Raw genomic sequence first — 26,781 nt, forward strand, 5'->3', positions numbered from 1 at the left:
GCTTCACATGCCCAGCCGGGCCCCCATCAGCTTCTCCACCGCCCACGGCTCCCCGTCGAGCGCCACCCGCGCGTGGTCCTGGCGGCCGAACGCGAACAGCAGCAGCTCCTGTGCGGGCCCGGTGACCACCACGGCCGGGTCGGACATCTTCGCCCCCGCCTTCTGGCCCGTTCCCGCCCGGCGCAGCACCACGCCCACGGGCGACTTGCGGAAGAACACCCGGGCTCCGGCGGCGACCCGCTTCCACAGCAGGTCGTCGAGGTCGGCGGGGAGTTCGCGGGGTTCCCAGCCCGCCTGGGCGCGGCGCACGTCTTCGTGGTGGACGAAGAACTCGATCGTGTTCACCGCCGAGTCGAGGCCGGGGATCAGGCCGTAGGGCGTCCAGCGGGGCGGGCCCTGGCGGACTTCGTTCACCACTTCCGCGTAGGGGCGGGCCCGGACCTGCTCCTGGACGTTGCGCGTGTAGGGCGCCAGGAACTTCACCGCTATCCCGGCGGCGGCGTCGATGCGCCGTTCCCGGACGACGAGGTGGGCGGCGAGGTCGGCGGTCTCCCACCCCTCGCACAGGGTGGGGGCGAACGGGCCCAGATCGTCGAGAAGTTCGGTGATGGCGGCACGTTCCGCGCGGGCGTAGCTCATGGCTCAACCCTAAGCACCCGCCCGCCGGGAATAAGAGCGGTGATCGTCGTGATTTCCCCACGTGGGCTTTCCCGGCCCTACGCCTATGGGCCCGCCCTGTGGTCAGACCTTGGCCCGATCCGAACTGTCGGCCATCGTTTGTATGGTCGGAGCTCGAACCACCGAACGGAAGGAACCCCCGAGTGCCCGACAAGGTGTCATCCGCGGTCATGCGCAAGGGGTTCCGCGTCATCGGTCACGCCGTCAGGACCGAGCCGAAGATCTTCACGGGCGCCGTCCTGGCCAGCGCCGTCTACGGCGTGACGACCGTCCTGTCGTCGTGGGCGCTGGGCTGGGCGACCGAGAACGCGGTGCTGCCTGCCTTCCGCGACGGCCACGCCACCGGGGGCACGCTGGCGCTGGCGGCCACGCTGATCGTCGGGGTCGCGGTGTTCAAGGCGCTGGGGGTGATGGGCCGGCGCATCATGGCCGGCATCCACCAATACCGCATGCAGGCGCATTTCCGGCGGTCGCTGGGGCGGCAGTTCCTCCGCCTGCCGCTGTCGTGGCACCACCGTCATCCGACCGGGCAGCTGCTGTCCAACGCCAGCTCCGACGCCGAGGCCGCCTGGGGGCCGCTCGCGCCGCTGCCGATGGCGGTCGGCGTGATCGTCATGCTCGTCGCGGCGGCGGTCGCCATCGTGCTGACCGACCCCGTGCTCGCCGTGGTCGGCTTCCTGATCTTTCCGGCGATCGCCCTGCTGAACCTCGTCTACCAGCGCAGGCTCACGCCGCTCGCGACGCGGGCGCAGGAGCTGCGGGCGGCGGTGTCCGAGGTCGCCCACGAGAGCTTCGAGGGCGCGCTCGTGGTCAAGACCCTCGGCCGCGAAGACGCCGAGGCGGCCCGGTTCGACGACAGGGCCGCCGCGCTGCGCGACGCCAACATCGCGGCCGGCCGGGTGCGCGGCCTGTTCGACCCGCTGCTGGAGGCGCTGCCGACCCTCGGCGTGCTCGCCGTGCTGCTGTTCGGCTCCTACCGCCTGGCCTCCGGCGACGTCACCGCCGGTGAGCTGATCCAGGTGTCCTACCTGTTCACGCTGCTCTCCTTCCCCGTGCGGGCGCTCGGGTGGGTGCTGGGCGAACTACCCCGCTCGGTCGTGGGCTGGACCCGGGTGCAGGAGGTGCTGGGCGCGGAGGGCTCCATGGTCTACGGTTCGGTCCGGCTGCCGGCCGACCGGCCCGCCGAGGTGGCCGTGGCCGGCGTCTCCTTCGCCTACGAGCCCGGCGTGCCGGTGCTGCGCGAGGTCGGCTTCACCGTCCAGCCGGGCCGCACGGTCGCCGTGGTCGGCCCCACCGGCTCCGGCAAGTCCACGTTGACCCAGTTGCTGGCCCGCCTGGTCGACCCCGACGAGGGCGTGGTCGCGATCGACGGCGTCGACCTGCGCGAGATCGAGCGCGACGGCGTGAGCGGCGCGGTCTCCCTGGTCCCGCAGCAGACGTTCCTGTTCGACGACACCGTCCGGGGCAACATCACGCTCGGCGCCGACGTCGCCGACGAGAAGGTCTGGGCCGCCCTGCGGCTGGCCCAGGCCGACGGGTTCGTCAGCGCCCTGCCCGAGGCCCTCGACACCAAGGTCGGCGAGCGCGGCACCACTCTGTCGGGCGGCCAGCGCCAGCGGCTCGCCCTGGCCCGCGCGCTGGCCCGCGAACCTCGGCTGCTCATCCTCGACGACGCCACCTCCAGCGTCGACCCGCAGGTCGAGAAGCGCATCCTGTTCGGCCTGCGTGACCAGCACGCCACCGTCATCGTGATCGCCTACCGCATGGCCACGATCTCGCTGGCCGACGACGTCGTCTACATCGAGAACGGCACCGTCGCCGACCACGGCCCCCACGAGGTCCTGCTGGCCCGCTGCGCCGGCTACCGCGAGCTCGTGACCGCCTACGAACGCCAGGAGGCCGAGAACGCGGCCCTCGAAGAGGAGACCGTCGCCCCGTGACGACCAACACCGTGACGACCCAGACGCTTCAGAACGTCGAGCGCGGCGCGCTCGAGACCATCCGCCACGGCCTGCGGCTGTCGCCGGAGTTCCGCCGCGGCCTCGGGGTCACCCTCGCGCTGGCGATCCTGGCCACCGTCGGCAAGGTGATCGTCCCGATCGCCATCCAGCAGGTCATCGACCAGGGGCTCAGCGGCGCCTCGCCCGATCTGCCGTTCATCCGCAACGCCGTGCTGGCCTGCGCGGGCGCGATCCTGCTGACCGCGGTGGCGGGCTACGCGATGAACGTGCGGCTCTACCGGGCCACCGAGTCGGGCCTGGCGACGCTGCGCGGCAAGGCGTTCCGCCACGTCCACGACCTGTCGGTGCTGACCCAGAACACCGAGCGCCGGGGCGCCCTGGTGTCGCGGGTGACCGGCGACGTCGACCAGATCAGCACCTTCATGCAGTGGGGCGGCCTGCTGATCATCGTGGCGAGCGGCCAGCTGGTGATCGCGACCGTGCTGATGGCCGTCTACTCCTGGCAGCTCACCCTGCTCGTATGGGGGCTGTTCCTGCCGCTGGTCTTCGCGCTGCCGAGGTTCCAGCGGCTCGTCGCCCGCAACTACCTGACCGTCCGCGAGCGCACCGGCGACACCCTCGCCGCGATCAGCGAGTCGGTCGTCGGCAGCGCGGTGATCCGCGCCCACGGCGCCGAGGAGCGCACGGCGACCCGCATCGACGCCGCCGTCGACGCCCAGCGGGCCGCGCAGACCCGCGCCCAGAAGATCATCGGCTTCACCTTCCCGATCACCGAGCTGGTCGCCTCGATCGCCATCGCCGGGGTGGTCGTCGTCGGCGTGCTGCTCGGCGTGGGCGGGTCGATCACCCCGGGGCGCCTGGTCGCGTTCCTGTTCCTGATCACCCTGTTCATCGCGCCGCTGCAGACCGCGACCGAGGTGCTCAACGAGGCCCAGAACGCCATCGCCGGCTGGCGTCGCGTGCTGAGCGTCCTCGACACCCCGGCCGACGTCGCCGACCCGGGCGACGAGGGCGTCACCCTGCCGCGCGGCCCGATCACCGTGGCGTTCGAGAACGTCGGCTACGCCTACCCCGACGGGCCGCCCGTCCTGCGCGGGGTCGACGTCGTCATCCCGCCGCGCCGCCGGGTGGCCGTGGTGGGCGAGACCGGCTCGGGCAAGACCACCTTCGCCAAGCTGCTCACCCGCCTGATGGACCCCGTCGAGGGCCGCGTCACGGTCGACGGCGTCGACCTGCGCGATCTGCGTTTCTCGTCGCTGCGCGAGCGCATCGTGATGGTCCCGCAGGACGGCTTCCTGTTCGACTCGACCCTGGCCGAGAACATCCGCTTCGGCCGTCCGGGCGCCACCGACGACGAGATCGCCGAGGCGCTGGCCGCGCTCGGCCTGGCCGACTGGCTCGACGGCCTGCCCGGCGGGCTGCAGACGGCGGTCGGCCAGCGCGGCGAGTCACTGTCGGCGGGCGAACGCCAGCTGGTCGCCCTGGCCAGGGCCTACCTCGCCGACCCCGACCTGCTCCTGCTCGACGAGGCGACCTCGGCGGTCGACCCGGCCACCGAGGTCCGCATCGCCCGCGCCCTCGACGGCGTCACCCGGGGCCGCACGGCCGTCTCGATCGCCCACCGCCTGTCGACGGCGGAGGCGGCCGACGAGGTGCTCGTCTTCGACCGTGGCGAGATCGTGCAGCGCGGCTCCCACGCCGACCTGCTCAAGGAGCCGGGCGTCTACGCCGACCTGCACGCCTCGTGGGCCGGCGCCACCCGCAGCTAGCGCGCGTGTCGATCATGGATTTGCCGTTGTCGCTGGTCGCTGCGGCAGAATGGTCATATGTCCCTGGACCCGAAGATCGCAGACCGGCTCAAGCGGAGCGGCGACGGGCTGGTGCCCGCCGTCGTCCAGCAGCACGACACCGGTGAGGTGCTGATGCTCGCGTGGATGGACGACGAGGCGCTGCACCGCACGCTCACCACCGGCCGGGCCACCTACTGGTCGCGCAGCCGGGGCGAATACTGGGTCAAGGGCGAGACCTCGGGCAACGTGCAGTTCGTCAGGCACGCCGCGCTCGACTGCGACGGCGACACCATCCTGCTCAAGGTCGACCAGCGCGGCCCCGCCTGCCACACCGGCACCCGCACCTGCTTCGATGACGACGTGCTTCCGGTGATCGAGGGTTCATGAACCGCCGCGCGCTCTACGCCTGGCTGGTCCTCAGCGCGGTCGCCGGGGCGATCGCCCTGCTCGCGGGCGGCCGGGTGTGGGCGCAGCTGCTCGCGCCCTCCGGGCCGGCCAACCCGGAGGCCGTCCACGACGTCCCCGGCGCGGAGGTCGCGCCGGTGATCACGCCGGTGGTGCTGGCGGCGCTGGCGGGATGCGTGGCCGTGCTCGCCACCAAGGGCGTCTTCCGGCAGGTCGTCGGGGTGCTGGTGGCGATCTGCGGGGGAGCGGTCGTGGTCGGGGTGACGCGGGTGTTCGACGACGTCCTGCTGCTGGAGTCGGCCGATCTGCCCGGCGCGTCCGTCCAGGTCACCGTGTGGCCCTGGATCACCGGCCTGGGCGGGTTGCTGCTGATCGCGGGCGGTCTGTGGGCGGCGGTCGCGGGCGGGACCTGGCCGGGCATGTCGTCCCGGTACGACCGCACCGACCGAGGGAAGCCCGCCTCGGAGCGGTCGATGTGGGATGCCATCGATCGCGGAGACGATCCCACCTGATTACAACTTGTCCTCAGGTTGCCCTGATTTGATGGGGATGTCGGCACCCGTCGCTACAGTCGTCGCATGACTTACGGGAACCAGCCCGGCGACACGGGGGATCCGGGCAACGACTACCCGGGTTACGGTCAGCAGCCGGACTACGGCCAGGGCGGCGGCTATCCGCAGCAGCCCGGCTACCCCCAGCAGCCCGGCTACGGCCAGCCCGGTTACGGCACGCAGAACACGCAGCCCGCCGGGGGCTACGGCCAGCCCGACTACGGCTACGGTCAGCAATACCAGCAGGGTTATCAGCAGGGCTACCAGCAGCCCGGCTACGACCAGGGCTACGCGCAGCCGGGCTACGGCTACGCCGCCCCCCGGCCCACCAACGGCCTGGCGGTCGCCTCGCTCGTGATGGGCCTGATCGGCCTGGTCTTCTGCGGCCTGACCGCGATCCTGGGCGTGATCTTCGGCCACATGTCGCTGAGCCGCATCAAGAGCAGCGGCGAAGACGGCCACGGCCTCGCGGTGGCCGGCCTGGTGACCTCCTACATCACCATCGGCCTGTGGGTGATCCTCTGGCTGATCTTCGGCGCCGCCCTCCTCACCCTGGTCGGCCTCGCCGAGGCCACCCAGGAGTACGGCAAGAGCCTGGAGAACTGGCCCACGGAGTTCCCCACCTCCTGATCCACCCGGGCTGATCTACCCTGGGGCGATGACCTCCAGAACCGCCGCGGTCACGCTGCCGGCCTCCGTCGGCGGCCTGCTCGCGGCGGCGGCCGCATTCGTCGCGGTCGTCGACCCGTCGCGGCCCGGCCACTATCCGCCGTGTCCGTTCCTGCTGGTCAGCGGTTTCTACTGTCCGGGGTGCGGCGGGCTGCGGGCGGTCCACGCGCTGACCCGGCTCGATGTGGGCGGCGCGTTGTCGTTCAACCCGCTGTTCGTTGCGGTCGCACCGTTCCTGGTGTACCTGTGGGCGAAGTGGCTCTCGTCCGCCTGGCGGGGGAGGCCGTTGCGGACCCGCCTGACGGCACCCGTGGCCGTCTGGTCGTTCGTCGCGCTGGCCTTGTTGTTCGGGGTTGTACGCAATACGCCGTACGGCGCTTTTCTGGCTCCGTGACCGGCACCCGATGGCGGGCCGACGTCGGCAAGGCCGATACCATCGGCAGGACGCAGTCGACCTGGAGGGATCCGGAGCACGTGAGCGAACGAGCCAGCAAGGGCGGTGAGGTCCGATGACGGTTCTCGACGACATTCTCGAGGGCGTCCGCGAAGACCTCGCCGAGCGGCAGAAGGCCGTGTCGATCGATGAGCTCAAGGAACGCGCCCGGCGCGCACCCACTCCGCGTGACGTCTACGGAGCCCTGAAGGCCGACCGCGTCTCGGTCATCGCCGAGGTCAAGCGGTCGAGCCCGTCCAAGGGGGCGCTGGCCGCGATCGCCGACCCGGCGGCGCTGGCCGTCGACTACGAGGCCGGCGGCGCCCACGTGATCAGCGTGCTGACCGAGCGCCGGCGCTTCGGCGGGAGCCTGGAAGACCTCGCGGCCGTACGCGCCGCCGTGGACATCCCGATCCTGCGCAAAGACTTCATCGTCACCGCCTACCAGCTGTGGGAGGCCCGCGCCTACGGCGCCGACCTGGCCCTGCTGATGGTGGTGTCGCTCGACCAGAACGCCCTGGTCTCGCTGATCGAGCGGGCCGAGTCGATCGGGCTGGTCCCGCTGGTCGAGGTGCACACCGAAGAGGAACTGGAGCGCGCGGTCGACGCGGGCGCCAAGCTCATCGGCATCAACGCCCGCGACCTGCGCACGCTCGAGGTCGACCGCGAGGTCTTCGCCAGGCTCGCCCCGAAGGTGCCCGAGGGCGTCATCCGGGTCGCCGAGTCGGGTGTTCGCGGCCCGCACGACCTGCTCGCCTACGCCCGCGCCGGCGCCGACGCGGTGCTGGTCGGCGAGAGCCTCGTGACCGGCAAAGACCCGCGTTCGGCGGTGAACGACCTGGTCACCGCGGGCGCCCACCCTTCGTCCCGCCAAGAACGGCAGTCGTGACCGGAGACTCGTCCATGTCCATCTCTGAGGGCACCCTCATCACCCCCGCCGACTTCACCGGCGCCGGTTCCGCCGGCGACGTGAGCGAGCGGGGCAAGTTCGGCGTGTTCGGCGGGCGTTTCGTGCCCGAGGCGCTGATCCCGGCCCTCGACGAGGTGGCCGCCGAATACGAGAAGGCCCGCACCGACCTGGCCTTCATCCGCGAGTTCGACCACCTGCTGCGCACCTACGCCGGCCGTCCGACGACGATCACCGACGTGCCCCGGTTCGCCGAGCAGGCGGGCGGCGCCCGCATCCTCCTCAAGCGTGAAGACCTGACCCACACGGGCGCCCACAAGATCAACAACGTGCTCGGCCAGGCCCTGCTGACCAAGCGTCTGGGCAAGAGCCGCGTCATCGCCGAGACCGGCGCGGGCCAGCACGGCGTCGCCACCGCGACCGCCGCCGCCCTGATGGGTCTCGAGTGCGTCATCTACATGGGCGCCGTCGACTGCGAGCGGCAGGCCCTCAACGTGGCCCGCATGAAGCTGCTCGGCGCCCGGGTGGTGCCCGTCACCAACGGCAGCCAGACGCTGAAAGACGCCATCAACGAGGCGTTCCGCGACTGGGTCACCAACGTCGACTCCACCCACTACCTGTTCGGCACGGTCGCCGGCCCCTATCCGTTCCCCGGCATCGTCCGCGACTTCGCCCGCATCATCGGCGTCGAAGCCCGCCGCCAGGTCCTCGAACTGACCGGCAAGCTGCCCGACGCGATCTGCGCCGCCGTCGGCGGCGGCTCCAACGCCATCGGCATCATGCACGCCTTCATCGAAGACGAGGGCGTCCAGCTCCACGGCTACGAGGCCGGGGGCCGGGGCCTGGAGACCGGCGAACACGCCCTCACGCTGACGGCGGGTTCGATCGGCGTCCTGCACGGCAGCCGCACCTACGTCCTGCAGGACGACGAGGGCCAGACCATCGAGTCCCACTCCATCTCGGCGGGCCTCGACTACCCGGGCGTCGGCCCGGAGCACGCCTGGCTCAAGGACAGCGGCCGCGCCACCTACCACGGCATCACCGACGCCGAGGCGATGGACGCGTTCGCCCTGCTCGCCCGCACCGAAGGCATCATCCCGGCCATCGAGTCCTCCCACGCCCTGGCCGGCGCGCTCAAGCTGGGCCGCGACCTCGGTCCCGACGCCACGATCCTGGTCAACCTGTCCGGTCGTGGTGACAAGGACATGGGGACCGCGATGAAATACTTCAACCTGTAGCCGGAAGCCAGCCATGACGACACTTGCCACGGTCTTCGAGAAGGCCCGCGCGGAGAACCGCGCCGCGCTGGTGGGCTACCTGCCCGCCGGGTTCCCCACGATCGACGGCGCCATCGCCGCCGCGACCGCCATGGTCGAGGCCGGGTGCGACGTGATCGAGATCGGCCTGCCCTATTCCGACCCGCTGATGGACGGCCCGACCATCCAAGACGCGGTCCACCGGGCGCTCGAGAACGGCACCCGCATCGCCGACGTGATGCGCACGGTCGAGGGCGTGGCCAAGTCGGGCGCGGCGACCCTCGTCATGACCTACTGGAACCCGATCGACCGCTACGGCGCCGACCGCTTCGCCCGCGACCTGGCCAACGCGGGGGGAGTCGGGACCATCACCCCCGACCTCACCCCCGAAGAGGCGGGCCCGTGGCGCGAGGCGAGCGCGTCGGCCGGCATCGACACGGTCTTCCTGGTCGCGCCGAGCTCGACCGAGGAGCGCATCGCGATCGTGACGGAGTGCTGCACCGGCTTCGTCTACGCCGCCTCGCTGATGGGCGTCACCGGCGCCCGCGAGTCGGTCGGCGCGGCCGCCGCCGGGCTGGTCGAGCGCACCCGCCCCCACGCGAAGGTCCCGGTCTGCGTCGGTCTCGGCGTCGGCACCGGCGCCCAGGCCGCCGAGGTCGCCGCCTACGCCGACGGCGTGATCGTGGGCTCGGCCTTCATCCGCCGCCTGCTCGACGCGCCGAACGAGCAGGAGGGCCTGCGAGCCGTCCGCGAACTCGCCGCCGAACTGGCGGAGGGCGTCCGCCGCTAGATCTTCCTTTGCCCACCCGAACGGCCGGTCACCATCAGGTGGCCGGCCGTTTGCGTTCGCGGGACGTCGCGGCGACGGCGGGCGCGGCCGGGTGGCGCCGGTTGCGGCGGCGGTTCGGGCGGCGGGCGGCGCCGTGGTGGGCGGAGCCGTAACGGAGGAAAGAGCCCGGGATTTACCCGGGCAGCCCTCCCCATACCCGCCTCCAGGTTTCGCCTTACCAGGTGTTTATCGAGGTCATGGTGAGGTGGACTCCAATAGGTTCGGGACCGGTGGCCGTGTAGGCGGCCCCGGGACCTGGGAGGAGTCTCCGTGTCAACGCATCGTCGCGGCCCGAGTTCGTCACTCAGTGCATCTGTGGTTGTACCCTGGGTGACGACCGTCGCCCGGCTCGTGCTCGCCGGCGTGCTGATCGTCGCGGGGTGGCTGAAGGTCGGCGCCCCCGCTCTGTCGGTGCAGGCCGTGCGCGCCTACGAACTACTGCCGGACCGGATCGCCACGGCCGTCGGATACGGCCTGCCCGTGCTGGAGATCGTCGTCGGAGTGCTCCTTGTCCTTGGCCTGCTCACCCGCCTGTCGGCGGTCGGCGCGGGGCTGCTCATGGTCGCCTTCGTCATCGGCATCGCCTCGGCGTGGGCGCGGGGGCTGCGCATCGACTGCGGCTGCTTCGGCGGCGGCGGGCCGCTCGCCGAGGGACAGGAGCCCTCGTACTTCTGGGAGCTGGTGCGCGACTTCGGGCTGGTGGTGCTGGCGGGCTGGATCGCCTGGTTCACCCCCGGCCGGTTCGCGCTCGACACGCCCCTGGGCCTGGCCCCCCGCCCAGCCGCCGAGGAGGAGTCCGGCGATCACGAGCCCGGTGCGAGTGATCACTTGGATGAAGTGAAGGAGAACCACTGATGGGCAAAGGTGCGCGCGAGGCGACGGCCAGGGAACGGATCGCCGCGCTGCGGCAGGCCGACCGCAGGAAGGACCGCCACCGCCGCCTCGCCACGATGGTCACCATCGCGACCATCGCCGTCCTGGCCATCGGCGGCGGCGCCTGGTACGCCGCCGCCCGTGACACCGCCGAGAAGCAGACGGCGGCCGCCAAACTGGCCCCGACCACGGTCAACGCCGACGGAACGGTCACCATGGCCCGGCCGGGGGTGACCGCGCCGGTGCTCGACGTCTATGAGGACTTCCAGTGCCCGGCCTGCAAGGCGCTGGAGGAGTCGTCGGGGCCGACGATCAAGAACCTGGCCTCCGAGGGCAAGGCCAAGGTCGTCTTCCACCCGATCACGATCTTCTCGATGGAGCCGACCAAGTCCAACTCGGTCCGCGCCGGGGCGGCCTCCCGCTGCGTCACCGACGGGGCGACGTGGCCGGCCTTCCACGACCGGCTCTTCAAGGAGCAGCCGTCGGAGACCGTCGAGGGCTTCGCGCTGACCGACCTGGTCGCGTGGGGCAAGGAGGCGGGCATCACGGCGCCCGACTGGGAGAAGTGCGTGACCTCCCAGAAGTACGCCCAGACCCAGCTCACCCAGTCCGACAAGGTCATCCGGACCGAGAAGATCACCGGCACGCCCACGCTCAAGCTGAACGGCAAGGACCTCGACTCCAACGTCGCCTTCGTGCCGAACAAGCTGCGCCAGGCCGTGCTCGCGGCGGGCAAGTGACGCCTGCTCCACGGCAGATTCCGCGCGAGCCGCAGCCGGCCTTCGGCCGTCCGCGTCTCGCTTGAGGATGGGGTGATCAACCTGAGACGGGCTCATTGGTGACGAGGGTGCGCGAGTGCGCCTCGGAGGCGGTAACGTCCTGTGACATGCCCCTCGCCTCGATCCCGAGCCCGTCGCAGGGGGTCTGGTACCTCGGACCCCTTCCCATCCGGGCCTATGCGCTCTGCATCGTGCTGGGCGTCGTCTTCGCCGTCTGGCTCGGCGAGCGCCGCTGGCGCGCCCGCGGCGGCCTTCCCGGCACGATCACCGACCTGGCCGTCTGGGCGGTCCCCTTCGGCCTGGTCGGCGGCCGGCTCTACCACGTCATCACCGACAACCAGCTCTATTTCGGAGCTGACGCGGAGAACCCGTGGTATCACATCTTCTTCATCTGGAAGGGCGGCCTCGGCATCTGGGGGGCGGTCGCGCTCGGCGGGGTCGGCGTCTGGATCGCCTGCCGCCGGCGCGGCATCTCGCTCTCGGCCGTCGCCGACGTCGTCGCGCCCGGCATCCTGATCGCCCAGGGCATCGGCCGGTGGGGCAACTACTTCAACCAGGAGCTCTTCGGCGGTCCCTGCGACTACGCGTGGTGCCTGGAGATCGAGCCCGGCCGCCCCGGCACCGTGCCCGGCGCGCTGACCTACCACCCGGCGTTCCTCTACGAGTTCGTCTGGACCCTCGCGGTGGCGGGTGTGCTCCTCCTGATCGACCGGCGCTTCAGTCTCCGCCACGGCCGTCTGTTCGCCCTCTACATCATGGGCTACACCCTGGGCCGCTTCTGGATCGAGGGCATGCGGGTCGACCCGGCCCACGAGATCCTCGGCATGCGCCTCAACCAGTGGACGTCGATCGTGCTGTTCCTCGGCGCGCTGGCCTACTTCTGGCTGACCAGGAACAAGACCACCGAGGAGATCATCGTCCCCGACGGCGAGGTCCCGCCGGTGGCCGAGGGCGCCGAGGCCGACCCGGCCCACCTCCACGACCAGGCCGACGACCACGAGAACGAGGCCCGCGAGACCGGCGAGCCCGATGAGGCCGCCCCCGACGACAAGACGGAGAAGGCCGAGGAGGCCGGTCAGAGATGACCGGCGCCGTCGGCCCGGAACTCTCCACCCACCACAGTCACCGCGACGTCACGGGTGGCTGGCTGCGCCCGGCGGTGTTCGGCGCGATGGACGGCCTGGTGTCGAACTTCGCGCTCATCGCCGGCGTGGCGGGCGGCACGGCCGACACCCGCGTGATCGCGCTCGCGGGTGTCGCGGGCCTGGCCGCCGGGGCGTTCTCGATGGCCGGAGGCGAGTACGTCTCGGTGGCGAGCCAGCGTGAGCTGGCCCAGGCCGAGATCGCGGTCGAGCGCCGCGAGATGGCCGTCCACCCCGAAGAGGAGGAGGCCGAGCTGGCCGCCCTCTACGAACGGCGCGGCGTCGACCCCGGCCTGGCCGCAGAGGTGGCCCGGCAGATCTCCCGCAACCCCGAACAGGCCCTGGAAGTGCACACCCTCAACGAGCTGGGCGTGAAGCCCGACGATTTGCCGTCGCCGGTGACCGCCGCGCTGTCGTCGTTCCTGTCGTTCGCCGTCGGCGCCGTGATCCCGCTGGTGCCCTACATGGCCGGGGTGACCCACCTCTGGCTGTCGGCCGCGCTGTCCATGGTCGCGCTCTTCGGAGCGGGCGCCCTGGTGTCCCGGGTGACCGCGCGGAGCTGGTGGTTCAGCGGTCTGCGCCAGCTCCTGGTCGGCGGCGTCGCCGCCGGGCTGACCTGGGGACTGGGGTCGCTGATCGGAGCGAGCGGCCTGTGACCCCCGCCAAGTCCTCCCGCGCCAAACGCCGTCCGGCGCCCGACGAGACCTGGGGCAGCGTCAAGCTGGCCGAGATGGGGCTCACCGGCGGCCAGCAGAAGGTCCTCGCCGTCCTGGCCACCGTCGTCGGCATCCTGCTCATGGCGTACCTGCTGGTCTTCGTGGTCGAGGCGTTCGACGACGACCCGACGCCCGAGCTGCAGTCGAGCTCGCCGCTGGGCCAGGCCCGGCCGGCGGCCTACCGGGCGTGGCCGTCGCTGAAGCAGTTCGCGCCGATCGCCGACCGCGCCGCCGACGCGAAGCCGCTGACGGTCGAAGAGGTCTTCACCACCAAGACGCTGAAGGCCGGCAAGATCACTTTGAAGCTGGGCGAGCGTCAGCTCGACGCCGACTGCGCCCGCGTCGTCTGGGGCGAGGCGCTGACCGAGGCGCTGGCGACGGCCGGCTGCACCCAGGCCGCCCGCGCCCAGTTCGTCAGCGCCGACGGCCGCTACGTCGCCCAGTACGCCCTGCTCAACCTGGAGTCGGTGACCGCCGCCGACGAACTGGTCCGGCAGATCTCCAACCTCTACCGGGGCGGCTGGCTGCTGCCGCTGCCCTCTGCCCAGCCGGCGCTGACCGGCTTCACCGAGGCCAGCGGCCACGCGATGGGCCACTACCTGGGCCTGGTCTGGATCGGCCGCGCCGACGGTGAACGCCCGGAAGACACCGACGACATGGTGACCCTCGGCCTCGCGGTCCGCGAGGCGGAGAAGGTCGTCTACCGGCGGGTGGTCGCGGTGACCGGGGTCCCGGCCGGCTGACCCCCGCCGCTGTCACCGCTTGCCCACGCTCGGTGTCCGCCTTTCGAGATGCACGCCCTCCCGCACCCCGATCCCCGTCATGATGGTGCGGTGAGGGTGGGACTGAAGATGCGCGTGGTGACCGTGCCGGTGCTCGCGGTGGCGCTGGCCGGGTGCTCCGACGCCGGCGGCGTCGACCGGCCGGGCACCGTCCGGGCCGAGATCAGCTCGGCGATCTACGCGCCGATCGCACAGCAGCGGGTCGACGCCGCGCCGCTGACCGAGCAGGAGGTCTTCCCGGCCCCGGCGCTCGGGGTCATGAAGAAGGAGTCGGTCACCCTGAGCGCCGACTGCGCCGTCGCGGTGTCCGCCGACGTCGACGGGTGCTCCCAGGTGGTGCGGGGGCTGTTCCGGGGGCCCGAGCTGGTCGGGCAGGTGGCGGTGTTCAACCTGGGTGACGTGGCGCAGGCCGACGCGCTGGTGCACCGGTTCAAGGAGGAGCTGTTCCTGACGCCGCTGGCCTCCGAGCGGGCCGGCACCGCGATGGTCAGGGCGATGGGCCACTTCGTGTCGGTCAGCTGGGTGTCGGCCGAGGGCGACGCGAGGCCCGACCTGGCCGAACCGCTGGCCGCCCTCGACCTGGCCTCACGCTTCGTCCAGGCCCGGATCCTCGCCCTCTAGGCTGCGGGCGACCGCCTCGGCCAGGCCGGTCAGGCGGTGCATCGGGAGTTCGAGCGCGGTCGCGCCGGCCCAGGCCGGGATGCGCGCCCTGGCCTGGTTCTTCGTCAGGCCCAGTTCGGCGACCAGGCCTTCGCGCCAGGCGTTGGCGACCTTGCCGTGGCTGGTGGCCAGGATCCGCCGGGTGACGGCGTCGGGGGCGGGCGGGAGCCGTACGGGCGAGGCGGTTCCGAAGACGCGGACCTCGGCGTCGCGGGCGGCGAGCACCAGGCGCGGGAGGGCGGCCTCCAGGCCGGGGGCGTGGATGGCCACCCGGGAGACCTGCGCGGCGTAGGGCTTGGCGAGCCACGTCGAGAGGCGGACCCGGGGGACGCCCGGGAGCAGATCGCGGGGCCAGTCGCCCACGAGCAGGTCGGGGGCGTAGTCGCCCAGCTCCGGGGGCGCGGCCTTGGCCGATTCGACCGCCTGCGGGCCCTGGGTGTAGATGGCGGTGGCCAGGCGGTCGACGCGGGAGGCGACGGCGGGCCAGCTCTTGGTGGTCGGGCGCAGGACGTAGAGGTCGGCGGCGCTGCCGATGGCCTCGGCGCCGTCGTAGCGGTTGAAGTCGGGATAGATCGCCTCGTTGAGCAGCTGCAGGTCGGCCAGGGAGTGCTGGACCTTCAGGGCCAGCATGGGGGTGCGCTCGGACGCGCCGTAGGCGAGCAGCACGCGGCCCTCGTCGCGGTCGCGCAGGCCTTCGAGGCCCCGGGCGACGAACAGGCCGACGCCGTCGGGGGTGTAGGGCGGGTCGGTGATCGCCAGATCGGCCCAGCCCCGGGCCGACGGGGGCAGGCCCAGCCGGAGATCGGCCCATCGGGTGGTCACCCCGAGGTCCTGCTCGTCGATGTACGCCAGGATCCGGTCGTCGACGTCGACGACCATGACCTCGACGTCGGGATGGATGAGACGGACCGCCAGTGAGGTGAGGTCGTGGTCGCCCACGCAGAGCAGCCGCGAACCGGGCAGCCAGAACCGCGAGCCGAGCAGCAGAGCGCGCCTGACCACGGTTTCCGGGGTGGCCGACACGTGGTCGAGGGCCGACCGTCCGCGCGGCGCTCCGGCGATGAGCGCGGCCATCCGCGCGACCACCTCGGCGTCCACCATGTGAGACACCGGGTCCGAAATAGAGGACGATATCGAAATGTTGTAGAGTTTGACCTGTTCAGTTGGGATTCGGACGTGCTGATCGCGATGCTCAAGGGGGAGCACGCGCATGAGCGCCTCGATCGTCCTCCGGGACGTCGCCGTCTCCCTGACCACATCGGCGAGCGTCCACCAGCGTCCGTCCGACAGGAGAGAGACAGCCTTTCGCAACCGCCATCCGTCCACACCGGCACGCGCGTAGAGCTCGTCGATCGACATACGCGAAACCTTAGTGGGCCCGGCGGGTGCCATCCGGAAACGGTGGGGTAACCTCTACTCACTACAACTGCAGCAGGGCCAGCGTCGTCCCTCTGTCACCACGCAGAAGATGACGACGGGAGTGATTTCATGCCTGCTGCCCGCCATGGCCGTCCTGGGGACCTTCCCGAGCCTCAGGGCCTTTACGACCCCTCGTACGAGCATGACGCCTGTGGTGTCGCCATGGTGGCCGACGTCCACGGCCGCCGTAGCTACGACATCGTCGAGAAGGCTCTGACCGCGCTCATCAACCTCGATCACCGGGGTGCTCGGGGGAGCGAACCGGACACCGGTGACGGCGCCGGCATCCTGACCCAGATCCCGGACGCGTTCTTCCGCGCGGTCGTCCCCTTCGACCTCCCGGAGGCCGGGAAGTACGCCGCCGGCATCGCCTTCCTGCCCATCGACGCGCAGGCCCGGGCGACCGCCCTGCGGATGATCGACGAGATCGCGACCGAGGAGAACGTCAAGGTCCTCGGCTGGCGCGACGTGCCCGTCGACACGCGGCACGCCGGGCCGACCGCCCGCGCCGTGATGCCCCACTTCATGCAGCTCTTCGTGAGCTCCGGCGACCTGTCGGGCATCGAGCTCGACCGGGCCGCCTTCGCCTTCCGCAAGCGGGCCGAGCACGAGGCCGACGTCTACTTCGCCTCGCTCTCCAGCCGGACCACCGTCTACAAGGGCATGCTCACCCCGCAGCAGGTCGAGCCCTTCTTCCCCGACCTGTCGGACGAGCGCTACGTCACCGCCATCGCGCTGGTGCACTCGCGCTTCTCCACCAACACCTTCCCGTCGTGGCCGCTGTCGCACCCCTACCGCTACGTGGCCCACAACGGCGAGATCAACACCGTCAAGGGCAACCGCAACTGGATGCGCGCCCGCGAGACGATGCTGGAGACCGGCCTCATCCCCGGTGACCTCGAGCGGCTGTTCCCCATCTGCGACCCCGACGGCTCCGACACCGCCTCGTTCGACGAGACGCTGGAGCTGCTGCACCTCGGCGGGCGCTCGCTGCCGCACGCCGTGCTGATGATGATCCCGGAGGCGTGGGAGAACCACACGGAGATGGACCCGGCCCGCCGGGCCTTCTACGAGTTCCACTCCACGCTGATGGAGGCCTGGGACGGCCCCGCGTCGATCTCCTTCTCCGACGGCACCGTCGTCGGCGCCGTGCTCGACCGCAACGGCCTGCGTCCCGGCCGGTTCTACGTCACCGACGACGGCCTGGTCATCCTGGGCTCCGAGGCGGGCGTGCTGAGCGACATCCCGCAGGAGAAGGTGGTCCGCAAGGGCCGTCTCCAGCCGGGCAAGATGTTCCTCGTCGACACCGCCCAGGGGCGGATCATCGAGGACGACGAGATCAAGGCCGAACTGGCCGCCGCCGAGCCCTACGAGGAGTGGCTGCACGCCGGTCTGGTGCGGTTCGAGGAGCTGCCCGAGCGCGAGCACGAGCACCCCACCCACGAGGCCCTCGTCAAGCGCCAGCAGACCTTCGGCTACACCGAGGAAGAGCTGCGGATCATCCTCACCCCGATGGCCGCGACCGGCGCCGAGCCGATCGGGTCGATGGGCACCGACAGCCCGGTCGCCGCGCTGAGCGACAAGCCGCGGCTGCTGTTCGACTACTTCAGCCAGCTGTTCGCGCAGGTCACCAATCCGCCGCTGGACGCCATCCGCGAGGAGCTCGTCACCTCGCTGCAGTCGACCATCGGCCCCGAGCACAACCTGCTCGAGCCGGGCGCGGCCTCCTGCCGCCGTCTGGTGCTGCCCTACCCGGTGATCGACAACGACGAGCTCGCCAAGATCGTCCACATCAACGACGAGGGCGCGCTGCCCGGCTTCCAGCCCCACGTCGTCTCCGGTCTCTTCCACGTCGGCGGGGGCGGCGACGCGCTGACCCGGCGGCTGCAGGAGATCCGCGAGGAGGTCTCGCAGGCGATCGCCGACGGCGCCCGCATCATCGTGCTGTCCGACCGCGGGTCGAACGCCGAGAAGGCGCCGATCCCGTCGCTGCTGCTGACCGGCGCGGTGCACCACCACCTGATCCGGGAGAAGTCCCGCACCCGGGTGGGCCTGGTCATCGAGACCGGCGAGGCGCGCGAGTGCCACCACATGGCCCTGCTCATCGGCTACGGTGCCAGCGCGATCAACCCCTACCTGGCGATCGAGACCGTCGAGGAGCTGTTCCCCGACAGCCGCAAGGCGGTCCGCAACCTCATCAAGGCGTACGGCAAGGGCGTCCTGAAGGTCATGTCCAAGATGGGCGTGTCCACGGTGGCGTCGTACACGGGCGCCCAGATCTTCGAGGCCCTGGGCCTCGGGGCCGAGGTCATCGCCGAGTGCTTCACCGGCACCAACTCGCGGCTCGGCGGCGTCGGGTTCGACGTGCTGGCCAAGGAGGCGCTGCAGCGGCACACCAAGGCGTACCCGAGGGCCGAGAACGCCCACCGGCGCCTGGAGGTCGGCGGCGAATACCAGTGGCGGCGCGAAGGCGAGCCCCACCTGTTCAACCCGACGACCGTCTTCAAGCTCCAGCACGCCACCCGCACGCGGCGTTACGAGATCTTCAAGGAGTACACCGACCTGATCGACGGTCAGGCCGAGACCCTGATGACGCTGCGCGGCCTGTTCAAGCTGCGCCCGGCGGCCGGCGGCCCCATCTCGATCGACGAGGTCGAGCCGGTCTCCGAGATCGTCCGGCGGTTCTCCACCGGCGCGATGTCCTACGGCTCCATCTCGATGGAGGCCCACGAGACCCTCGCCATCGCCATGAACCGGCTCGGCGCCAAGTCGAACACCGGTGAGGGCGGCGAGGACCCCGAGCGCCTCTACGACCCGACCCGCCGCTCGGCGATCAAGCAGGTGGCCTCCGGCCGCTTCGGCGTGACCTCGGAGTACCTGGTCAACGCCGACGACGTGCAGATCAAGATGGCCCAGGGCGCCAAGCCCGGCGAGGGCGGCCAGCTGCCCGGCCACAAGGTCTACCCGTGGATCGCCAAGACCCGGCACTCCACGCCGGGCGTCGGCCTGATCTCGCCGCCGCCGCACCACGACATCTACTCGATCGAGGACCTGGCGCAGCTCATCCACGACCTGAAGAACGCCAACCCGAAGGCCCGCATCCACGTGAAGCTGGTCTCCGAGGTCGGCGTCGGCACGGTCGCGGCGGGCGTCTCCAAGGCCCACGCCGACGTCGTGCTGATCTCCGGTCACGACGGCGGCACCGGCGCCTCTCCGCTGACCTCGCTGAAGCACGCGGGCACCCCGTGGGAGCTCGGCCTGGCCGAGACCCAGCAGACCCTGCTGCTCAACGGCCTGCGCGACCGGATCGTGGTGCAGGCCGACGGCCAGCTCAAGACCGGCCGCGACGTCATCATCGCCGCCCTGCTCGGCGCCGAGGAGTACGGCTTCGCCACCGCTCCGCTGGTGGTCTCGGGCTGCGTCATGATGCGCGTCTGCCACCTCGACACCTGCCCGGTGGGTGTGGCCACCCAGAACCCCGAGCTGCGCAAGCGCTTCACCGGCAAGCCGGAGTTCGTGGTCAACTACTTCGAGTTCATCGCCGAGGAGGTCAGGGAGTACCTGGCCGAGCTGGGCTACCGCTCGCTCGACGAGGTCATCGGCCGCAGCGACCTGCTCGACACCGAGGCCGCCGTGACCCACTGGAAGGCCCAGGGCCTGGACCTGTCGCCGATCCTCTACCAGCCGGAGCTGCCGCAGGGCACCCCGCGCAAGCAGGTCGTCGCGCAGGACCACGGCCTGGCCGAGGCGCTCGACAACACGCTGATCCAGCTGGCCGAGGGCGCGATCGAGTTCGGCCAGCAGGTCACGCTGGAGCTGCCGATCCGCAACGTCAACCGGACCGTCGGCACCATGCTCGGCCACCACGTCACCAAGAAGTGGGGCGGGGCGGGCCTGCCGGAGAACACGATCGACGTGAGCTTCACCGGTTCGGCGGGCAACTCGTTCGGCGCGTTCGTGCCCAAGGGCATCACGCTGCGGCTGACCGGCGACGCCAACGACTACGTCGGCAAGGGCCTGTCGGGCGGCCGGATCACGGTCACCCCGCCGAGCGACCTGCTCGACGGCCAGATCATCGCCGGCAACGTCGGCCTCTACGGCGCGACCTCCGGCGAGGCGTTCATCCGGGGCGTGGTGGGCGAGCGGTTCTGCGTCCGCAACTCCGGCGCCACGGCCGTCGTCGAGGGCGTGGGCGACCACGGGTGCGAGTACATGACCGGCGGCCGGGCCGTCGTCCTGGGGCCGACCGGGCGCAACTTCGCGGCCGGCATGTCCGGCGGCGTGGCCTACGTGCTGGACCTCAAGCCCGAGCGGGTCAACCGCGAGATGGTCGAGCTGGAGGCCCTCAGCGCCGAGGACTCCGAGATCCTTCGCGAGCTGGTCGAGAAGCACCTGGCCGAGACCGGTTCGCCGGTGGCCAAGGGCCTGCTCGCCGACTGGGAGGCGGCCGCCGCCAGGTTCGGCAAGATCATGCCGATCGACTACAAGCGGGTGCTCACCGCCAGGGCCACGGCCGAGGCCGAGGGCCGCGACATCGACGAGGCCATCATGGCCGCGGTTCACGGATAAGGGGGTAACGACATGGCCGACCCGAAGGGGTTTCTCACCCATCAGCGTGAGCTGCCCGCCCGCCGCCCGGTGGACGTGCGGATCCGCGACTGGCGCGAGGTCTACGTCGACTTCGCCCCGGAGAAGCTGACCAAGCAGGCTGCGCGCTGCATGGACTGCGGCATCCCGTTCTGTCACAACGGCTGCCCGCTCGGGAACCTCATCCCCGAGTGGAACGACCTGGTCTACCGCGACGACTGGCGCGAGGCGATCGAGCGGCTGCACGCGACCAACAACTTCCCCGAGTTCACCGGCCGCCTGTGCCCGGCTCCGTGTGAGGCGGCCTGCGTGCTCGGCATCAACTCCGACCCGGTGGCGATCAAGCGGGTCGAGGTCGAGATCATCGACCGCGCCTTCGCCGAGGGCTGGGTCACCCCCCAGCCCCCGGTGAGCAAGACCGGCAAGAAGGTCGCGGTCGTCGGCTCGGGCCCGGCGGGCCTGGCCGCCGCCCAGCAGCTCACCCGCGCCGGGCACGACGTCGTCGTGTTCGAGCGGGCCGACGCCATCGGCGGGCTGCTCCGGTACGGCATCCCCGAGTTCAAGATGGAGAAGCGGCACATCGACCGCCGCCTCGACCAGATGCGGGCCGAGGGCACCGAGTTCCGCACGAACGTCAACGTCGGCGTCGACGTCACCGCCGCCGAGCTGCGCGAGCAGTTCGACGCGATCGTCCTGGCCGGCGGCGCCACCGCCTGGCGCGACCTGCCGGTCACCGGGCGCGACGCGGTGGGCGTCTACCAGGCGATGGAGTACCTGCCCCCGGCCAACAAGGCGCTGGCCGACTCGGAGATCAACGCGAACGGCAAGCACGTCGTGGTCATCGGCGGCGGTGACACCGGCGCCGACTGCATCGGCACCGCGATCCGCCAGGGCGCCCTCTCGGTGACCCAGCTGGAGATCATGCCGATGCCGCCGGAGGCGCGTCCGGCCGGGCAGCCGTGGCCGACCTTCCCCATGCTGTTCAAGATGGAGTCGGCCCACGAGGAGCTCGCCGACGGCGGGGGAGCGCGGGTCTACGCCGTCTCCACCACCGAGTTCGTCAAGGACGCCGAGGGCAACCTCCAGGCGATCAGGGTGGTGGACGTCGAGGGCCCGGCGGCCGGCTTCAAGCCGATCCCCGGCACCGAGCGCGAGCTGCCCGCCCAGCTGGTCACCCTGGCGATGGGCTTCGTCGGCCCGCAGCACGCCGGCCTGCTCGACGAGCTGGCGGAGCTGTCGGCCGGGGAGTTCTACGACCCGCGCGGCAACGTCTCCCGCAACCGCACCTACCACTCGGGCGTCGAGGGCGTCTTCGTGGCCGGTGACATGGGCCGCGGCCAGTCGCTGATCGTGTGGGCCATCGCCGAGGGCCGCTCGGCCGCCGCCGCGGTCGACGACTACCTCACCGGGGCGACCGCCCTGCCGGTAGCCATCCCGCCGACGGCGCGTCCTTTGGTCTAGTACGTCAAAACGGCGCCCCCTGCGTATTCCAGGGGGCGCCGTTCTGCGTTTTTGGGCCGATCCTTTAGGGCAATTCCGGAATATCTACTTTTGTGGGATGCGCGTTGAGTTGCGGACGCCCGGAGGGGTTCGCGAGGATCAGGACGTTCCAGATCGAGGAGGACCGGTGCGTAAGGCAGTATTCGCGGGGTTGGCGCTGACCCTGCTGACCACGGCCTGCGCGGCCTCCCAGGAGACGGCCGTCTCCCACGACTACCTCGTGTTCTACACGCCCGGCCAGGGCGGCGCCGCGACCGGCGTCGTCGAGGCGACCGGCGGCGACGTGCTGTCCGACGACGCCGAGCTCGGTTACCTGGTGGCCCGCGCCGCCCGCATCCCGTCGGGACCGTCGATCGTGGGCGTCATGTCCGACAAGCCGATCGGCGAGATCGCCCGCGCCAAACCCGTCGCCGCGCCCGTCGCCGCGCCGCGCCGCGCGGCGGTGAAGAACGAGCCGCTCGCCGGCCGCCAGTGGGACATGCGGATGATCGGGGCGACCGCGTCGGGGTCGTACAAGAAGCAGATCGGCAACCACAAGGTGCTGGTCGGAGTCATCGACACCGGGATCGACGGCAAGCACCCGGACATCGCGCCCAACTTCAACCGGAAGCTGTCGCGCAACTTCGTCACCGACCGGCCGAAGGACTCCAAGGGCAAGAACTTCGACGGCCCGTGCGAGTTCAAGGGCTGCAAGGACCCGGCCGACCACGACGACGACGGCCACGGCACCCACGTGGCCAGCACGATCGCCTCGCCGCTCAACGGCATCGGCATCGGCGGGGTCGCGCCCGGCGTGTCGCTGGTCAACCTGCGGGCCGGCACCGACTCGGGCTACTTCTTCCTCAAGCCGACCATGGACGCCCTGAAGTACGCCGCCGACAACGGCATCGACGTGGTCAACATGTCGTTCTACGTCGACCCGTGGAACTTCAACTGCCCGGCCAACCCGGCCGACACCCCGGCCCAGCAGTCGGAGCAGAAGGCCATCATCGCGGGCATGACCCGCGCGGTCGCCTACGCCCGCGCCCGCGGCGTGACCCTGATCAGCGCCATCGGCAACGGCTCCACCGACCTCGGCGACCCGACCCAGGACACCGGCAGCCCCGACTACCCGTCGGGCGCGGCCAAGTCCCGGAAGATCGACAACACCTGCCTGAACATCCCGGCCGAACTCCCCGGCGTGATCACGGTGACCTCGGTCGGCCCGAGCAAGCGCAAGGCCGTCTACTCCGACTACGGCGCCGAGCAGGCCGACGTGGCCGCCCCCGGCGGCGACGCTCTCGACACCGGCACCTCGCTCAAGGGGGCCGCCCGTGAGATCCTGGCCGCCGCACCCCGCAACGCGCTCCGGGCCGCGACCTCGATCGACGCCAAGGGGCAGCCGCTGACCTCCTCGGTCGTCCGGGAGTGCAAGAACGGCACGTGCTCCTACTACCAGTACCTCGAGGGCACCTCGATGGCCGCCCCGCACGTCTCCGGGGTCGCCGCGCTGCTGGTGGCCCGGTTCGGCAAGCCCGGCAAGGGCGGCCTGCAGCTCGACCCGGCCCGGCTGGAGAGCCTGCTCTACGCCTCCACCTACGACCGCGGCTGCCCGGCCTCGGGCAACTACCGCTACTCGGCCGACACGACCCACGCCTGCGTGGGCTCAACGTCGCGGAACGGCTTCTACGGAAACGGCATCATCAGCGCGCAGAAGGCGGTCACGATCGCGGGTACTTAGAGAGGAGATGAGTAGCCGGACGGATTCCGGCCTCCGGTTCTCTTCTTAGGTTCGAAAAATGATTTATCACGTTCTATGGCAAACCGTGATGGTCGTCCATTTCCTCGTCCTCGCGTACATCGCCCTGGGCGGTTTCCTGGCCTGGTGGTGGCCCCGCCTGATCTGGCCCAGCCTGGGGTTCGCCGGGTGGGGCGCGATCCAGCTCACCGGGGTGGTCGAGTGCCCGCTGACGGTCCTGGAGAACTGGGCCCGTGATCGGGCCGGCGCCCACCTGCTGGAGCCCGGCGGGTTCATCGACACCTACATCACGGGCGTGGTCTATCCGGCGCGGTATCTCGCGGAGGTCCGCGTCGGGGTCGTCGCGTTGATCGTGATCTCGTGGGTCGGCTTCGCGGTCGTCCGCCACCGCCGTCACGTGGCGGGGAAGTCGCAGACGTCGATCGCGTAGCCGAGCAGTCTCTCCTGGACGTCCTTGGGCGGGGTGACGATCATCCGGTACGTCTCCCCGCCCTCGGTGTGTCCCCAGACCTGGAACAGGTAGGCCTGCTTGGCCTCCGCGAAGGCGTGCGGGTCGCAGCGGGTGGGGCGGATCGTGACCGGGATCTCCGTGGTGCCCACGGGGACCTCGGCGACGGGCCGCCTCTTCTCCGGCTCCAAGACGTAGTGGGTGGTGCCGTCGACGTCGTCGACGGTCACCGGACGGGTGCTCGTGACGGTCAGCACCCCCTTGAGGTCGTCGCCCTGCCTGCGGAAGGTCCCGAAGGCGATCGTGGCCGACTGCTTCAGGATGTACTCGCCGCACTCGTACTTCACGAGCCGGGTCAGCAGGCCGTCGGTGACCGGGATCGGGAAGCGGACCTCCTTCGGCGGGGCGTCGCCCACGGCCATCGTGGCCACGATGTCGGTCGGCTTGACGGGCGGGATGGCGGTGGCGTCGCAGCGGGCCCGGCCGTAGGTGATCGGGAAGTCGGTCCGGGGCGTCTTCGGCAGGGTGGTGTCGACCCGCACCGGGGCGGAGGGCTCGAACGAGCCCGAGTCGAGCCGCAGGTCGGTGATGTGCAGGGGCGTGTCGGCGGCGTTGGTGACCGAGACCTGGATGCGATGGACCGCGACATCCGAACGCCATTGCTGCAACGCGACCGAAACACCGGTAGGGGGCGCGGTCGATTCGGTAGCCTGTCCACCGCACGCGAGGGCGCTCATCAGCGTCAAGACGGCAGCCAACCTCCGGAACCACCCCATAGCGGGACAGGTTAGGACACGTCGGCTATCGCGTGAAGTCATTGACAATTTGGCCACAGCTATGGGCGCCGTCACATTCAAGTGGTCTGGACCAATTAGGCTAGGACTCGTGAGCCGTCGAGCAAAGATCGTCTGTACCCTAGGTCCCGCCACCTCGTCCCCGGAACGGCTGCGGGAGCTGATCAGCGCGGGCATGGACGTCGCCCGCTTCAACCTCTCCCACGGCAGTCATGAGCTGCACAAAGAGGTCTTCGACCGGGTGCGGGAGGCGGCCGAGGAGCTCGGCCGCGCGGTAGGCGTGCTGGCCGACCTCCAGGGGCCGAAGATCCGGGTGGGCAAGTTCGCCTCGGGCCCGGTCCGCCTCGGCGTCGGTGACATCATCACGATCACCACCGAAGACGTCCCCGGAGACCGCGACCTGGTCTCCACCACCTACGATGGCCTGCCCGGCGACGTGAAGCCGGGAGACACCATCCTCGTCGACGACGGCCGTCTCCACCTGGAGGTCGACAAGGTCGAGGGCCCCCGGGTGACCACCCGGGTCGTCATCGGCGGCATGATCTCCGACAACAAGGGCCTCAACCTCCCGGGCGTCGCCGTCAGCGCCCCGGCCCTGACCGAGAAGGACGAGGCGGACCTCCGCTGGGCCCTTCGCACCGGTTTCGACATGATCGCGCTGTCGTTCGTGCGGTCGCCGGAGGACGCCGACATTGTCCACCGCATCATGGAGGAAGAGGGCGTCCACCTGCCCCTCATCGCCAAGATCGAGAAGCCGCAGGCGGTCGACGCCCTCGAGGCGATCGTCGACCGGTTCGACGGCGTCATGGTCGCCCGCGGCGACCTGGGCGTCGAGCTCCCGCTGGAGCAGGTCCCGATCGTGCAGCGCCGGATCATCGAGCTCTGCCGCGAGAAGGCCCACCCGGTCATCGTGGCGACCCAGATGCTCGACTCGATGATGGCCGCACCCCGGCCGACCCGCGCCGAGACCTCCGACGTCGCCTACGCCGTCATGGACGGCGCCGACGCGGTCATGCTGTCGGGCGAGACCTCGGTCGGCAACTACCCGATCGAGTCCGTCGCGACGATGGCCCGCATCGCCACCGCCGCCGAGGGCGCGACCCTCCACGCCACCCACAACCTCGACCGGCTCCCCGAGTCGACCGGTGGCGCCATCGCCCGCGCCGCCGCCGAGGTCGGCGCCATCGTGGGGGCCAAGGCCCTGGTCGCCTTCACCATGTCCGGCGAGACCGCGCGCCGCCTGGCCCGCTACCGCAGCCCGATCCCGCTGATCGCGTTCACCTCCAACCCGGTGGTCCGCGGCCAGCTCGCGCTGACGTGGGGCGTGGAGACGTTCGAGGTGCCGTTCGTCCACCACACCGACGACATGGTGCGTCAGGTGGAGGCGTCGCTGCTCGCCCTCGGCTCGTTCGAGAAGGGCGACAAGATCGTCATCGTGGCGGGCTCGCCTCCCGGCAACCCCGGGTCGACGAACGCCCTGCGCGTCCACACCATCGGTTCGGCCGTGGCCCACCCCAACCTGGGCTGATCCGCTCATCCGGAAGGGCCGTCACGTACGACGTGGCGGCCTTTCGGCGTTCCCGGCGGCCTCCCGCGCCGCGGCGATCTCGCCATGATGGGCCAGGGCCCAGTCGGCCGGCGCGGACAGCGGCGTGAGCAGCGAGGCGCCGAGCCCGGTCAGGCTGTACTCGACCGACGGGCCACGCTGGCGACCCTCGATGCGGGGCAGGCCGCTGGCCTGGCGGCGGTCACCGCGCGAATCAGGGCATGACGAAAGGGTGCCCCGAGTGGGATTCGAACCCACACTTGATGGATTTTGAGGCCATTGACTCTGCCGTTGGTCTATCGGGGCGTGCGTGGTCCC

At 71.0% G+C, this 26,781-nt stretch carries 24 protein-coding genes and 1 tRNA gene; 20 read left to right on the top strand and 5 right to left on the bottom strand.

The genetic code is table 11. The features are described 5' to 3' along the window. Nucleotides 1–3: 3 nt before the first annotated feature. On the bottom strand, nucleotides 4–639 hold the full coding sequence (locus tag FDA94_RS22800) for a TIGR03085 family metal-binding protein (RefSeq protein WP_137249122.1): 636 nt from the start codon (nucleotides 637–639) through the stop codon (nucleotides 4–6). Nucleotides 640–848: 209 nt separating this feature from the next. Between FDA94_RS22800 and FDA94_RS22805 the strand changes: the two genes are divergently transcribed. From FDA94_RS22805 to FDA94_RS22875, 15 genes are all read left to right on the top strand, one after another. Further along, nucleotides 849–2,618 carry an ABC transporter ATP-binding protein gene (locus FDA94_RS22805; protein ID WP_137249123.1) on the top strand — a complete coding sequence of 590 codons (1,770 nt, stop codon included), beginning with the start codon at nucleotides 849–851 and terminating at the stop codon, nucleotides 2,616–2,618. Further along, nucleotides 2,615–4,408: an ABC transporter ATP-binding protein gene (locus FDA94_RS22810; RefSeq protein WP_137249124.1), complete on the top strand. Its 1,794-nt coding sequence runs from the start codon at nucleotides 2,615–2,617 to the stop codon at nucleotides 4,406–4,408. Before FDA94_RS22805 ends, FDA94_RS22810 begins: the two co-directional genes overlap by 4 nt. Nucleotides 4,409–4,465: 57 nt before the next feature. After that, nucleotides 4,466–4,816, top strand: a complete 351-nt coding sequence (hisI, locus tag FDA94_RS22815; RefSeq protein WP_137249125.1) for a phosphoribosyl-AMP cyclohydrolase — start codon at nucleotides 4,466–4,468, stop codon at nucleotides 4,814–4,816. Next, a complete protein-coding gene (locus FDA94_RS22820) occupies nucleotides 4,813–5,346 on the top strand; it encodes a Trp biosynthesis-associated membrane protein (protein WP_137249126.1) in 534 nt (177 codons plus the stop codon). The genes hisI and FDA94_RS22820 overlap by 4 nt, the downstream gene beginning before the upstream one ends. Nucleotides 5,347–5,412: 66 nt before the next feature. Next, nucleotides 5,413–6,015 carry a DUF4190 domain-containing protein gene (locus tag FDA94_RS22825; RefSeq protein ID WP_137249127.1) on the top strand — a complete coding sequence of 201 codons (603 nt, stop codon included), beginning with the start codon at nucleotides 5,413–5,415 and terminating at the stop codon, nucleotides 6,013–6,015. A 28-nt stretch (nucleotides 6,016–6,043) separates the two neighbouring features. Then, nucleotides 6,044–6,448 (top strand): DUF2752 domain-containing protein, encoded by a 405-nt coding sequence (locus tag FDA94_RS22830; protein WP_137249128.1) that lies wholly within the window; start codon nucleotides 6,044–6,046, stop codon nucleotides 6,446–6,448. A 115-nt stretch (nucleotides 6,449–6,563) separates the two neighbouring features. Beyond that, on the top strand, nucleotides 6,564–7,376 hold the full coding sequence (trpC, locus tag FDA94_RS22835) for an indole-3-glycerol phosphate synthase TrpC (protein WP_137249129.1): 813 nt from the start codon (nucleotides 6,564–6,566) through the stop codon (nucleotides 7,374–7,376). 14 nt (nucleotides 7,377–7,390) lie between these two features. Further along, on the top strand, nucleotides 7,391–8,632 hold the full coding sequence (gene trpB / locus FDA94_RS22840; protein WP_137249130.1) for a tryptophan synthase subunit beta: 1,242 nt from the start codon (nucleotides 7,391–7,393) through the stop codon (nucleotides 8,630–8,632). A 13-nt stretch (nucleotides 8,633–8,645) separates the two neighbouring features. Beyond that, the gene (gene trpA, locus FDA94_RS22845) at nucleotides 8,646–9,440 is read left to right on the top strand and encodes a tryptophan synthase subunit alpha (protein WP_137249131.1); all 795 of its coding nucleotides are present in this window, start codon (nucleotides 8,646–8,648) and stop codon (nucleotides 9,438–9,440) included. A gap of 369 nt (nucleotides 9,441–9,809) precedes the next feature. After that, complete coding sequence (locus tag FDA94_RS22850) at nucleotides 9,810–10,334, top strand: MauE/DoxX family redox-associated membrane protein (protein WP_137249132.1); 525 nt, start codon at nucleotides 9,810–9,812, stop codon at nucleotides 10,332–10,334. Beyond that, nucleotides 10,334–11,092 (top strand): DsbA family protein, encoded by a 759-nt coding sequence (locus FDA94_RS22855; protein ID WP_137249133.1) that lies wholly within the window; start codon nucleotides 10,334–10,336, stop codon nucleotides 11,090–11,092. Before FDA94_RS22850 ends, FDA94_RS22855 begins: the two co-directional genes overlap by 1 nt. Nucleotides 11,093–11,238: 146 nt before the next feature. Continuing rightward, nucleotides 11,239–12,216, top strand: coding sequence for a prolipoprotein diacylglyceryl transferase (lgt, locus tag FDA94_RS22860; protein WP_137249134.1), 978 nt, complete (start codon nucleotides 11,239–11,241; stop codon nucleotides 12,214–12,216). Continuing rightward, the gene (locus tag FDA94_RS22865; RefSeq protein ID WP_137249135.1) at nucleotides 12,213–12,929 is read left to right on the top strand and encodes a VIT1/CCC1 transporter family protein; all 717 of its coding nucleotides are present in this window, start codon (nucleotides 12,213–12,215) and stop codon (nucleotides 12,927–12,929) included. The genes lgt and FDA94_RS22865 overlap by 4 nt, the downstream gene beginning before the upstream one ends. After that, nucleotides 12,926–13,732 (top strand): hypothetical protein, encoded by an 807-nt coding sequence (locus FDA94_RS22870; RefSeq protein ID WP_137249136.1) that lies wholly within the window; start codon nucleotides 12,926–12,928, stop codon nucleotides 13,730–13,732. The genes FDA94_RS22865 and FDA94_RS22870 overlap by 4 nt, the downstream gene beginning before the upstream one ends. A gap of 90 nt (nucleotides 13,733–13,822) precedes the next feature. Then, entirely contained in the window at nucleotides 13,823–14,392 is a 570-nt protein-coding gene (locus FDA94_RS22875) for a hypothetical protein (RefSeq protein WP_137249137.1), read from the top strand. Here the strand turns inward: FDA94_RS22875 and FDA94_RS22880 are convergent. Beyond that, a complete protein-coding gene (locus FDA94_RS22880) occupies nucleotides 14,357–15,532 on the bottom strand; it encodes a bis-aminopropyl spermidine synthase family protein (RefSeq protein ID WP_246060107.1) in 1,176 nt (391 codons plus the stop codon). The genes FDA94_RS22875 and FDA94_RS22880 overlap by 36 nt on opposite strands. Before the next feature lie 387 nt (nucleotides 15,533–15,919). Here FDA94_RS22880 and gltB point away from each other — a divergent pair, with 387 nt between their 5' ends. The 4 genes from gltB to FDA94_RS22900 all read left to right on the top strand — a co-directional run bounded on the left by gltB (nucleotide 15,920) and on the right by FDA94_RS22900 (nucleotide 24,105). Next, the gene (gltB, locus tag FDA94_RS22885) at nucleotides 15,920–20,419 is read left to right on the top strand and encodes a glutamate synthase large subunit (protein WP_137249139.1); all 4,500 of its coding nucleotides are present in this window, start codon (nucleotides 15,920–15,922) and stop codon (nucleotides 20,417–20,419) included. 12 nt (nucleotides 20,420–20,431) lie between these two features. Beyond that, a complete protein-coding gene (locus FDA94_RS22890; protein ID WP_137249140.1) occupies nucleotides 20,432–21,898 on the top strand; it encodes a glutamate synthase subunit beta in 1,467 nt (488 codons plus the stop codon). 166 nt (nucleotides 21,899–22,064) lie between these two features. Further along, on the top strand, nucleotides 22,065–23,657 hold the full coding sequence (locus FDA94_RS22895) for a S8 family peptidase (protein WP_246060099.1): 1,593 nt from the start codon (nucleotides 22,065–22,067) through the stop codon (nucleotides 23,655–23,657). Between the two features lie 58 nt (nucleotides 23,658–23,715). After that, entirely contained in the window at nucleotides 23,716–24,105 is a 390-nt protein-coding gene (locus FDA94_RS22900; RefSeq protein WP_137249142.1) for a DUF2784 domain-containing protein, read from the top strand. Here the strand turns inward: FDA94_RS22900 and FDA94_RS22905 are convergent. Then, entirely contained in the window at nucleotides 24,069–24,791 is a 723-nt protein-coding gene (locus FDA94_RS22905; RefSeq protein ID WP_137249143.1) for a hypothetical protein, read from the bottom strand. The two genes, FDA94_RS22900 and FDA94_RS22905, sit on opposite strands and share 37 nt — an antisense overlap. A gap of 217 nt (nucleotides 24,792–25,008) precedes the next feature. Between FDA94_RS22905 and pyk the strand changes: the two genes are divergently transcribed. Beyond that, nucleotides 25,009–26,445 (top strand): pyruvate kinase, encoded by a 1,437-nt coding sequence (gene pyk / locus FDA94_RS22910; RefSeq protein ID WP_137249144.1) that lies wholly within the window; start codon nucleotides 25,009–25,011, stop codon nucleotides 26,443–26,445. Between the two features lie 21 nt (nucleotides 26,446–26,466). Here the strand turns inward: pyk and FDA94_RS40005 are convergent, their stop codons facing one another. Together FDA94_RS40005 and FDA94_RS22920 are read right to left on the bottom strand one after the other, a co-directional pair. Beyond that, nucleotides 26,467–26,721: a hypothetical protein gene (locus FDA94_RS40005; protein ID WP_212735453.1), complete on the bottom strand. Its 255-nt coding sequence runs from the start codon at nucleotides 26,719–26,721 to the stop codon at nucleotides 26,467–26,469. Further along, nucleotides 26,697–26,769: transfer RNA gene (locus FDA94_RS22920), tRNA-Leu, on the bottom strand. Before FDA94_RS22920 ends, FDA94_RS40005 begins: the two co-directional genes overlap by 25 nt. Between the last annotated feature and the right edge of the window lie 12 nt (nucleotides 26,770–26,781).

The sequence above is a fragment of the Herbidospora galbida genome (assembly GCF_005233835.1).
GTDB lineage: Bacteria > Actinomycetota > Actinomycetes > Streptosporangiales > Streptosporangiaceae > Herbidospora > Herbidospora galbida.

Excerpts from the sequence above, each read along its gene's own strand:
- FDA94_RS22800 (WP_137249122.1), bottom strand. The coding sequence starts at position 639 with ATGAGCTACGCCCGCGCGGAACGTGCCGCCATCACCGAACTTCTCGAC.
- FDA94_RS22805 (WP_137249123.1), top strand. The coding sequence starts at position 849 with ATGCGCAAGGGGTTCCGCGTCATCGGTCACGCCGTCAGGACCGAGCCG.
- hisI (WP_137249125.1), top strand. The coding sequence starts at position 4,466 with ATGTCCCTGGACCCGAAGATCGCAGACCGGCTCAAGCGGAGCGGCGAC.
- FDA94_RS22820 (WP_137249126.1), top strand. The coding sequence starts at position 4,813 with ATGAACCGCCGCGCGCTCTACGCCTGGCTGGTCCTCAGCGCGGTCGCC.
- FDA94_RS22825 (WP_137249127.1), top strand. The coding sequence starts at position 5,413 with ATGACTTACGGGAACCAGCCCGGCGACACGGGGGATCCGGGCAACGAC.
- FDA94_RS22830 (WP_137249128.1), top strand. The coding sequence starts at position 6,044 with ATGACCTCCAGAACCGCCGCGGTCACGCTGCCGGCCTCCGTCGGCGGC.
- trpC (WP_137249129.1), top strand. The coding sequence starts at position 6,564 with ATGACGGTTCTCGACGACATTCTCGAGGGCGTCCGCGAAGACCTCGCC.
- trpB (WP_137249130.1), top strand. The coding sequence starts at position 7,391 with ATGTCCATCTCTGAGGGCACCCTCATCACCCCCGCCGACTTCACCGGC.
- trpA (WP_137249131.1), top strand. The coding sequence starts at position 8,646 with ATGACGACACTTGCCACGGTCTTCGAGAAGGCCCGCGCGGAGAACCGC.
- FDA94_RS22855 (WP_137249133.1), top strand. The coding sequence starts at position 10,334 with ATGGGCAAAGGTGCGCGCGAGGCGACGGCCAGGGAACGGATCGCCGCG.
- lgt (WP_137249134.1), top strand. The coding sequence starts at position 11,239 with ATGCCCCTCGCCTCGATCCCGAGCCCGTCGCAGGGGGTCTGGTACCTC.
- FDA94_RS22865 (WP_137249135.1), top strand. The coding sequence starts at position 12,213 with ATGACCGGCGCCGTCGGCCCGGAACTCTCCACCCACCACAGTCACCGC.
- FDA94_RS22880 (WP_246060107.1), bottom strand. The coding sequence starts at position 15,532 with ATGGTGGACGCCGAGGTGGTCGCGCGGATGGCCGCGCTCATCGCCGGA.
- gltB (WP_137249139.1), top strand. The coding sequence starts at position 15,920 with ATGCCTGCTGCCCGCCATGGCCGTCCTGGGGACCTTCCCGAGCCTCAG.
- FDA94_RS22890 (WP_137249140.1), top strand. The coding sequence starts at position 20,432 with ATGGCCGACCCGAAGGGGTTTCTCACCCATCAGCGTGAGCTGCCCGCC.
- FDA94_RS22900 (WP_137249142.1), top strand. The coding sequence starts at position 23,716 with ATGATTTATCACGTTCTATGGCAAACCGTGATGGTCGTCCATTTCCTC.